This is a genomic window from Thioalkalivibrio sp. ALE23 (assembly GCF_000378545.1).
Taxonomy (GTDB): domain Bacteria; phylum Pseudomonadota; class Gammaproteobacteria; order Ectothiorhodospirales; family Ectothiorhodospiraceae; genus Thioalkalivibrio.
Map to the genome: position 1 here is coordinate 314,351 of NZ_KB900035.1, position 8,733 is coordinate 323,083.

The 8,733-nt window shown below is 63.0% G+C and carries 10 protein-coding genes; 5 read left to right on the top strand and 5 right to left on the bottom strand.

The window, feature by feature from the left end; all coding sequences use genetic code 11:
- Positions 1–8 precede the first annotated feature (8 nt).
- Positions 9–818 carry a sulfotransferase gene (locus tag F573_RS0111820; protein WP_019592832.1) on the top strand — a complete coding sequence of 270 codons (810 nt, stop codon included), beginning with the start codon at positions 9–11 and terminating at the stop codon, positions 816–818.
- 24 nt (positions 819–842) lie between these two features.
- On the opposite strand, the gene F573_RS0111825 is transcribed toward F573_RS0111820, so the two are convergent.
- From F573_RS0111825 to F573_RS0111840, 4 genes are all read right to left on the bottom strand, one after another.
- Entirely contained in the window at positions 843–2,135 is a 1,293-nt protein-coding gene (locus tag F573_RS0111825; RefSeq protein ID WP_026300899.1) for a hypothetical protein, read from the bottom strand.
- Positions 2,110–2,790: a sulfotransferase family 2 domain-containing protein gene (locus F573_RS0111830; protein WP_019022752.1), complete on the bottom strand. Its 681-nt coding sequence runs from the start codon at positions 2,788–2,790 to the stop codon at positions 2,110–2,112. Before F573_RS0111830 ends, F573_RS0111825 begins: the two co-directional genes overlap by 26 nt.
- A gap of 66 nt (positions 2,791–2,856) precedes the next feature.
- Positions 2,857–3,987, bottom strand: a complete 1,131-nt coding sequence (locus F573_RS0111835) for a glycosyltransferase (protein ID WP_019022753.1) — start codon at positions 3,985–3,987, stop codon at positions 2,857–2,859.
- On the bottom strand, positions 3,977–4,786 hold the full coding sequence (locus tag F573_RS0111840; RefSeq protein ID WP_018869781.1) for a 3-deoxy-D-manno-octulosonic acid kinase: 810 nt from the start codon (positions 4,784–4,786) through the stop codon (positions 3,977–3,979). Before F573_RS0111840 ends, F573_RS0111835 begins: the two co-directional genes overlap by 11 nt.
- Positions 4,787–4,810: 24 nt before the next feature.
- Between F573_RS0111840 and F573_RS0111845 the strand changes: the two genes are divergently transcribed.
- The 4 genes from F573_RS0111845 (at position 4,811) to F573_RS0111860 (ending at position 8,458) form a co-directional block, all read left to right on the top strand.
- Positions 4,811–5,737 carry a glycosyltransferase family 2 protein gene (locus F573_RS0111845; protein WP_019022754.1) on the top strand — a complete coding sequence of 309 codons (927 nt, stop codon included), beginning with the start codon at positions 4,811–4,813 and terminating at the stop codon, positions 5,735–5,737.
- Between the two features lie 152 nt (positions 5,738–5,889).
- Positions 5,890–6,339: a hypothetical protein gene (locus tag F573_RS15085; protein WP_155986657.1), complete on the top strand. Its 450-nt coding sequence runs from the start codon at positions 5,890–5,892 to the stop codon at positions 6,337–6,339.
- 71 nt (positions 6,340–6,410) lie between these two features.
- Positions 6,411–7,178, top strand: a complete 768-nt coding sequence (locus tag F573_RS14890) for a sulfotransferase family 2 domain-containing protein (RefSeq protein ID WP_081617413.1) — start codon at positions 6,411–6,413, stop codon at positions 7,176–7,178.
- 2 nt (positions 7,179–7,180) lie between these two features.
- Positions 7,181–8,458, top strand: a complete 1,278-nt coding sequence (locus F573_RS0111860; protein ID WP_231384414.1) for an O-antigen ligase — start codon at positions 7,181–7,183, stop codon at positions 8,456–8,458.
- A 35-nt stretch (positions 8,459–8,493) separates the two neighbouring features.
- Here the strand turns inward: F573_RS0111860 and F573_RS0111865 are convergent.
- Positions 8,494–8,733 (bottom strand): IS30 family transposase (locus F573_RS0111865; protein WP_019022757.1); only part of this gene is annotated, 240 nt, incomplete at its 5' end.

Below are 8,733 nucleotides of genomic sequence, written 5' to 3' on the forward strand. Positions count from 1 at the left end.
ACCGACACATGAAAGTACTCTATCTCGTGGGCATGGGTCGCAGCGGCTCCACCCTGCTGGACATCCTGCTGGACGCGCACAGCCAGGTGCGCGCGCTGGGCGGGGTCCGGCGCCTGGCGCATTACGCGCGCAAGCATCCCTGCCCCTGCGGCGCGCCCAGCTTTTGGGCATGCGAGTTCTGGTCGGCGGTCAACGCCCGGCTGGAGGAGCGCCTGGGCTGCAATCTGGAGACCCTGGACGTGCATGCGCGCGACCCGGCGCGCTTCAACGAGCACAACCGCACGCTGTTCGAGGTGGTCTCCGAGGTCAGCGGGGTGCCGTTCGTGACCGACAATTCCAAGTCGGTGCAGCGCCTGCGCCGGCTGATGGCCGCGCCCGACATCGACGTGGTGCCCATCCACGTGCTGCGCGACCCGCGTGGCCGGGCGCAGTCGCTGCGCAAGCGCAAGCAGCAGAACTACCTCCCTACCTTCTCCTATTCCCACCGTTCGCTGCGGCTGTACCGCCTGCTGCGCAACGAGCCGCACATCGTGGTGAACTACGAGAAGCTGGCCTACGACCCCGAGGACCAGCTGCCGAAGCTGATGGAGCGCCTGGGGCTGGAGTTCGAGCGCCCGCAGCTGGACTCCTGGGCGGAGATGGCGCATCACAACATCGGTTCGGCGGATGTCTTCCGCAAGACCGAGGGCAGCGTGATCTGGCCGGACGATGCCTGGAAGCAGGTGATTCCGCCGTACATGCAGCGCATCCAGAACGTGATCGCCTGGCCCGGGCGCGTGGCCAACGACGCCAAGGAGCGTCGCTGGGGTCTGGACTGACGCACCCGCGTCGTCAGCGCCGGGTCAGCGCGCCTCGCTGACCTGCCGCAGCCACTCCCGGTCGCGCTGGGCGGCGCGCAGAAGACCGCGCGCCCCCGGCCGGGCAAAGGCCAGCGGCAGCGGGTCGAGGATCCACAACGCCTGGCCGTCGCTGCCCAGCATGCGCGGGTCCCGCCCGCGGAACCGGATCCCGTAGTCCCGCAGACCCGCCCACAGGGTCTCGGCCGCTTCCGGTCCGGGCGGAGGGCCGCCGTCCGTCAGCGGGTGCATGTCTGCGATTGCTTCCTGGACCAGCCAGATCATGCCGCGATCCGCGGCGACCACGGCCACCGGCCGTGGCGCCGCCAGCCCCAGCCGCCGGAGGGTGAGCGCATGGCTCCAGACCCGACGCGCGGTCCGGCGGGTGAGGGCCGGGCGCAGCAGGGCGGGCAGGGTCTGCCAGGGTGCATCAATCCGCCGGGCGCAGAGTTCGGGCGTGTCCGATGAGGCGACGGTCTCCGGCAGCTCGCCGGTCGCGTACAGGTGGCGGGCGATCTCGCCGGCCTGCTCGCGCGTGAGGCTGCGCCGGTCGTGGATGATCCCGAGGTCGTCGCTGCGAAAGCGCGGGTAGTGTTTCCAGCCGCGTGCCGCGCGGTGCGCAACGCGGCGGGCATGGCGCACGCGGGCGTGGCGCAGTACCCGCAGGAAACGTTCCAGTTCGGCCTCGCTCGCGTCCCAGCCGCGCAATTCGTGGTAGCGCCGGAAGCCCTCGCGGATGCGCGCCTCGGGCACGCGGGTCTTGGACGCGTACAGCCGCTGCAGGTGGCGCAGGGCGGCTCGCCGTCCGAGGGCGGCTCCACGCTGGCGTACCCGGTCCCCGTCGATCGCGTACAGCTTTCCGTCGCGGGGGATGAAGTTCAGCCAGTTGAGATCGTTCTGCACGACGCCGGCGCGGTGGTGTTCGGCCAGGGTGGCCAGCAGCCGGGCATGGGCCTCGTGCCCGGGATCGCCGCCGGGCGGGGGCCAGGGGGTATCCGCCTCGACCAGGTCCAGCACCAGCAGCCACGCGCGGTATTGCGGGCAGTAGCCGGCGTGGTGCACCGCCGGCGCCGGTACGCCGGCCGCCTCCAGCCGGCGCGCCCCGCGGGTGCCACGGCGCCATTCGGCCCACTGCGCGATGCGCCCCAGATAGAACTTGGCGACCACCGCCCGATCGTCGGGCAACCGGGCGCGAAAGATCCGCCGCTTGCCCGGGTACTCGTGGAGGCAGTCCTCCAGCGCGAGGGTCCCGAGGCCCGGGATCTCCGGGCGGTCACCGGTTTGTGGAAGTCGGGGCATCGAATTCGTAGCCCAGCAAGTCCAGGTCGCGGCGGTAATGCTGCGCCACCATCTCCGCCAGGGTGTCGTCGTAGTAGCTGCGGTAGTCGTCGCGTTCACTGGCGCGGCGCAGATGCGGGAGCTCGGGCGTCGGGATCCCGATGCGCTGACAGATCGTGGCGAAATCCTCGTGCAGGTTCTCGTAGCGGCCGATGAAATCCACGATCACCCGACCCTGCAGATCGACGATGTATTCGTGCTGCAGCTCCGCCGAGGTATCCAGCATGTAGTCGTACGGCCGTTCGGGGTCGAACTTCAGCCGCAGGAAATCGCCGAAGGTGCTTATGCCCTCCAGTACTTCGGGCTTCTCCCGCCGGATGTGGTGCCAGGAGCTGACCTGCAGATCCCAGGGGTTGCGCACGATCGCGCATTTGAACAGCTCGCGGTAGACCGGTTCCGGCAGCATCTCCTTGGCCGCGATCGCCTTCGCGTGGCGCGGAAACTTCAGCCCCAGCTTGTGCCGGGGCCGGGTCAGCTGACTGACCTGGCTGGCCGCCCACAGCGGGATGCTGTACCAGCCGCCCCAGCGATACGGCCGCAGCGCCGCCCGGATACTGGTCCCGCCGGTCTTGGCGATGTGCACGAACAGGAAATTCTTGCGATAGGAAATCAGCATGGATCGGGGCTGCTAGGGATCGGTGGCGGTATTGTAACCGCGATGTCTCCGGTCAAGCGTATCCGTTCACGGGGCGTTGAGTGAGCTCGGCTCGATGTCCAGTACCCTCAGGTATTCCCGACTGCTTCGCTCCGCCTCGAATGGCCGCACGGCAGTGCGCAGGTCCTCGGACGGGGCGGGATGATCAATCGCTTCTTCGATCCCCCTGGCCAGGGCCATGACGTCCTCCACCGGCACCAGCGGGCCCAGAAGGCCATCTTGCAGGATGCCCCGGGGACCGCTGGGGCAATCGGTCGCTACCACCGGGGTGCCCAGGGCCATCGCTTCGACGAGGACGTTGGGGGAGCCTTCAAAACGGGAGGGCAGCACGAACACGTCTGCAGCCCGCATGAGCGGGTAGGGGTTTTCCACGAAGCCGGTGAATTGCACCACGTCATCGATTCCAAGTTGCTTCGCTTCGTCTTCCAGTGGTTTGCGATCCGGGCCATCGCCGGCTACCAGGAGGCGGACTTGCCGATTCTTCCGTACCCGGGCGACGGCGTTCAGCAGCAGGTCCATACCCTTTTGCGGCCTCAAACGGCCAACTGCGACCAGCACGGGTACCTCACGAGGGCGAGGGGGCAGCCATGGATGCACGAAGGGCTGACGTGCAAGTGTTTCCAGGTCGGCCGGGATCGAGGGGTTCGCAATGACATGGAATCGTTCGGGGGGCAGGCGGCCGATCTCGGCCAGGTCCTCGGCAACGGGACGGGCTACCGCCACAATCGCGTCCGCGTGCGGGAATATCCACCGTACGGGGAGATGACGGGCCAGCTTCTGCCACCGGGACTTGCCCTGGAGAGAACCGGACAGGTGCATCCCGATGCGCAGCACGATACGTACAGGCACTCCGGCGAGTGCTCGTGCCAGGAGCGCCACGCGACCGGCCCGATCCTTGGCGGCAAGAAGCGCTGCCGGGCGTTCACGACGCAGGTATCGGACCACCGCCGGCAGTGCCAGAATGGAGGTCAGCGCATTGATCCGGATGACGTTGACTTCTTCGGGAATGCCCTTCAGGTGCCCCCCGCGCGCCTTGAGCAACAGGAGATCCACTGTTACGCCGGAATCCACGAATCCGCGCAGCAGATGGTTGATCATTTTTTCGACGCCGCCGTCTCCGGTATAGGCGACCAGAACCGCCAGGCGTTTATCCTCCATGGCGGTTCCTTTCCTCGTGGTAACCCTGTAGCAGGTGAGTCCAGCCCTCTCGGGCCCGTTCCCGGGTTTCGGGCCATTTCTCCAGGGATCGCGCCAGTCGTTTCAGGTTGCCCGAAAGGCTCCAGACGGGATTTTGCCGTCCTCTGTCCCAGTCGATGAGCCAGACGTTGTTCCCTCTCTGGATCAGTATGTTGCGTGCATTCAGGTCCGCGTGCCAGACGCCGTGGCGATGAAATGCCGCGATCCTGCGGCCCACGGAGTGCCAGGTGGAGGGCGAGTCCTCCTCGCTCTTGATTACGTCAAAAAGAGTCCTGGTATGGGGTATCAACTCCGTGATCAGGTCCCCCCTCCAGAAGGGTCCTTGAAATTCGACCCGGGCGGCCACCGGTCGCGGGACCGCCAGTCCGAGCTCATGCAACGTACACAACAGTCGCCACTCCCGCAGGGGGCGGCTGCGGGCCAGTCCCGTTCTCAGGTACCGGTCGCTAAGGACATGCGCCATGAGCCCCCCGCGCCAGTAGTGCCGTAGCACCCAGTCATGACCACCCCTGCGCACGAGATGGACCGGCCTGCGACCGTCCCCGAGCATGGAACACTCTCCCGGTCGTTCGGGGGAGACGGGATCGAACAGCGCAAGATCGCAGCGATCCATTCGTGAGGCGTCGTAGATGCAGGCCTGGCCGGCTGGCCGTTCAAGCCGTTCCACGATGGGGGCCGGGGCGGTCGCGAATTCGTTCATCGGGTAGCTGGTGCCCGCCACCAGTAGCGCGGGGAGGCATCTGGCCGGGGCGCGCGCCATTTGCCTTCTGGTAGTATTGTGCTCATGCGAAATTCACCCGCCTTCACGGTGTTCATCCCGGCATACAACCGTGCACATACCCTGCGCCGGGCGCTCGACAGTGTACGCGAGCAGACCTTGCAGGACTACGAGATCCTGGTGGTCGATGACGGGTCCGAGGACGACACTGAAACGGTCGTGAGTGAATGGGCGGAGGATTCCGATATTCCCGTGCGGTACTACCGTCAGCCCAATGGAGGCAAGCATAGGGCGCACAACCGGGCGGTTGGACTGGCGTGTGGCGAACTGCTGATGGTGCTCGACTCCGATGACATTCTGCTTCCGGAATGCCTGGCTCGGGTGCATGAGGCGTGGTCCGCGATTCCCCCGGACCAGAGAGAGGGCTTTGTGGGTGTCGAGGGCCTGTGCCGCGACGGGGAGGGGCGCCTGCACGGCAGCGCCTATCCCTCTGACGTCGTCGATGGTTATTACCTGGAGATGATCGGTCGGTACGGGGTGACGGGAGAAAAGAGGCACGCCCTGCGCGTCGATGTGCTCCGTGACTTCCTGTATCCCGAAGTGCCCGGGGAAGACCGAATGCGTGACAGCTATCTGTGGAAGCAGCTCTCTGCGGCGGGCTGGCGCGTCCGTTTCATCAACGAGGTCCTTCAGGAAATCGAATTCCAGGAAGGAGGGCTTACGCGCACGGCTTCGACCCGGCGCCAACGACATGTTCGTGGTCTGTATCTCTACTGGAAATCGGACCTACTCCATCATCAGATGTATCTCAGCCGTTCGGTCCGCAGACGGCATTATGCGGAGTACATACGGTACGCTCTGCACAGCGGCATCCATTTTTCTGCCCAATGGCACGAGGTGCCAAGCCGCGTCCAGTGGCTCAGCGCGTTGCCGCGCGCGCTGCCAAACTACCTTGGCGATCGTTTCAAATGGCAGCGGACGGCAGGCAGGTGACCGCGGGCCGATTACTGGTCACGGTCGACCCCACTGCGATCGACCGTTCGTTCGTGAGGCGGAGCTCCTGGGACAAGCTTCGGTTTGGTCTGAATGGTCTCGGGCAGCCCGAGATGCTTCGTTCGGGGAGCTGGGACCGGCGAACCATCCCTGTGACCCAGCATCCCGGATATCGTCTTATCCGCGAGCTCGCCGATAACCAGTTTGAACCTGAAGCCAGCCATGAAACCCTCGTTCGCTATTTTCGCGACAAGGGCCGCAGTGTCGATCGAGCGAGGCGGAAGGCTGCTGAGGAAGGCGACGCTTACATCCGACAATATCACGCACTTTTTCAAAGCATGAAGGCCAGTGGTTATGTCCCAAACCTTGCCGCAGATGAAATCGGCCTCGCCATCGATCGCGAAGGTCGCTGGGTCAAGGTGCCCAATGGGAATCATCGTTTCCATACAGCCCTCGTCCTCGGCCTGTCGTTGGTCACCGCGGAAGTCCGTTTTGTCCACCGCAGGTGGATTCTCGCGCGATCGGGGCCGGGACCGGCGGACATGCGATCAAGGATCGCGTACCAGTTGCAGGAGAACGGGGTGCAGCCCTGTTGGTGCTAGGGCCAGTTCTTCGCCCCGGGCGCCTTTACGGTCCGTGCTCCGTCGTTCGTGATTCCTCAAGGTGGATTCCCATGTTTCGTTCTCCCGATCAGGCAATCGTCTTTCTCCATATTCCCAAAACCGGCGGGAGTTCCATTGCGAAGGCGGTGGGTCGCCGATATCGGGGGTCGCGATATCACGTAAAGGCCGCCGAATCACGACACGCCGCCGCAAGGACCCACGATATAAACGCGCCTGGTTTTGAGGAGCGTATGCAGGGCCTGCGCTCGGATCTTCTGCTTTACGCCGCCGAGTCAGGGACCCGCTACCTCACGGGGCATGTGTGGTATACAGGTGGCATCAGAAGTTTGCAGAAAGCCGGATATCAGGTCCTGACCTGTCTTCGTGATCCGGTGGATCGTTTTATCTCGAATTTTCTCTATAACCGCTTCAAGACGACCCCTCACATGCGTACATCGCTGGATATCGATTCTTATCTTTCGTCGCCTGAGGCCCGATCCCAGGCGACGACATATGTTCGATACCTCACAGGGGGATGCGCTGATCGCGTGTACGAGACGGAAGCGGCAGTGAAACAGGCAAAGGCCGCCATTCATGAACTTGATGGGGTTGGTTTTCTGGATGAGATCAGGCTGTTTGCGGAGCAGATTGAGGCCCTCGTTGGCGCGCGTATAAAGATCCCCCACGAGCGGCGAAACCCGGCTCCGGATCGGTACGCCCGGGAAATCAAAAATTCGTCCGAGATTCGTGATCGCGTTTCCGAGATGTGTGCATATGATATCGAGCTGTATCGGTATGCCAGAGCGCTTCGCCCTTCCGTTGCGGCGGGTGAGTCTTGAGGGTGGCTGACGTGGAAGCGCGGCGTTATCGGTCGTTTCATGGGGTTGGTATCGTTGTTGGTTTCCTTGGGGTCTACCTTTTTGCGGTCTCGCAGGCGTGGTCTACTACCCTTGTCGATGTGGGACTCTTTCTGGTGGTAGTCGGGAGTCTTTTCCTTCTTCCGCGTATCTGGTCAGATATAAAATGCGAGCCAGTGTTCTGGCTGGCTGTCGGCATAACAGGCTATATTCTTTTGCATTCCCTGGTTTATCTCCAGTTTGCCCCTGCGCTTGATGATTCGATAAACCCCAACTGGAATCATTGGCTTCGGGTAGGGGGTTTGTGGTCTGTCCTCCTGGGGTGGTGGCTCTGGTGCTTCCCCGGTCATCTCAAGCCATTCCTTGTGACCCTTGTTGTCGGCCTGTTCTTTGGGGCGGGGGTGGATGGTGATGTAGGGGCGCTGCTGGATGGAGATATCTGGGACAGGTCCGTTTGGGGGTATTCGCCGAATTATCTAGGTATGTTCAGCAGTATGCTGATGCTGGGCTTGCTCTCGTGGGTCCTCTACGAGCGTAAGGGGCGGCTGCGAGGCTGGGAATGGATACTTGGTGCCGGGGTCTTTCTGGGTCTCGTGATGATGTTGTACACGTCCGGCTCACGGACCGCCTGGCTGGCGTTTCCGGCTGGTTTCGGGATCCTTCTGTTGTATGGGTTGTTGAGCCGTGCCGTCGGTGGAATGAATAAAGCCACAATATTCCTTTCCGGTCTCGCGCTGGTGATTCTGGCGGCGGTAGTTTTTAGTAATATGGAATATTTCGTTGAGCGCTTCAGCAGAGAATGGGAAGCGCTTCAGGCATTTTTGTACCTGGACTGGTCGACATCAGCCGAGATCGGGGGGTCCTTCGGATCTCGTGTGGCGATGTGGCTGGTTGGCTTGGAGGCAATACTGGATCGGCCCGTATTCGGTTGGGGAGGTGGTAGCGGGTCGATGATTCTGAATCCTGCGGGCCTGGATTACGGGCACTTTCATAACATCTATCTGGAGATTCTGACCAGTTTCGGTGTGGTTGGCGGGGCGCTTTTTCTGGCGTTCCACGTATTGCTCTACGCGGGGGTTGTGCGGTCGTACTTTCGGGCGGTGATTTCTCCCGCGCTGTTCGTGGGGCTACTTAGTGCAACCGTGGTGCTTTTGATAATGCTCATGAACGAGATTAGGATCGGGCAGAGTGAGGGGCGGGCTCTGATAACGTCGCTGTACGCGTTATACTTTTATTCACTTTTCCGTTTGAAAAGCAGATAGCTGTCCTGAATTCAACCAATAAGTGCAACGCCACGTCATGCGGCGCGTCGCCGCTGTAAGGATTGCTCCAGCACTTCGATCGGGGCCCGGTAGCCGAGCCGCTTGCGCGGTCGAAGGTTGAGTTTGTCTTCGATCTCCTGGATTCGTTCTTCGCTGACCTGAGCGAAGTCGGTGCCCTTCGGGAAGTACTCCCGGATCAGGCCGTTGGTGTTCTCGTTCGAGCCGCGTTCCCAGCTGTGATACGGCCGGGCGAAGTACACGGGGCAGGCGAGCTT

Bases quoted from the DNA above. Each gene is read 5' to 3' on its own strand.
- F573_RS0111840 (WP_018869781.1), bottom strand. From the start codon at position 4,786: ATGGCGCGCGCCCCGGCCAGATGCCTCCCCGCGCTACTGGTGGCGGGC.
- F573_RS0111845 (WP_019022754.1), top strand. From the start codon at position 4,811: ATGCGAAATTCACCCGCCTTCACGGTGTTCATCCCGGCATACAACCGT.
- F573_RS14890 (WP_081617413.1), top strand. From the start codon at position 6,411: ATGTTTCGTTCTCCCGATCAGGCAATCGTCTTTCTCCATATTCCCAAA.
- F573_RS0111835 (WP_019022753.1), bottom strand. From the start codon at position 3,987: ATGGAGGATAAACGCCTGGCGGTTCTGGTCGCCTATACCGGAGACGGC.
- F573_RS0111825 (WP_026300899.1), bottom strand. From the start codon at position 2,135: ATGCCCCGACTTCCACAAACCGGTGACCGCCCGGAGATCCCGGGCCTC.
- F573_RS0111830 (WP_019022752.1), bottom strand. From the start codon at position 2,790: ATGCTGATTTCCTATCGCAAGAATTTCCTGTTCGTGCACATCGCCAAG.
- F573_RS0111820 (WP_019592832.1), top strand. From the start codon at position 9: ATGAAAGTACTCTATCTCGTGGGCATGGGTCGCAGCGGCTCCACCCTG.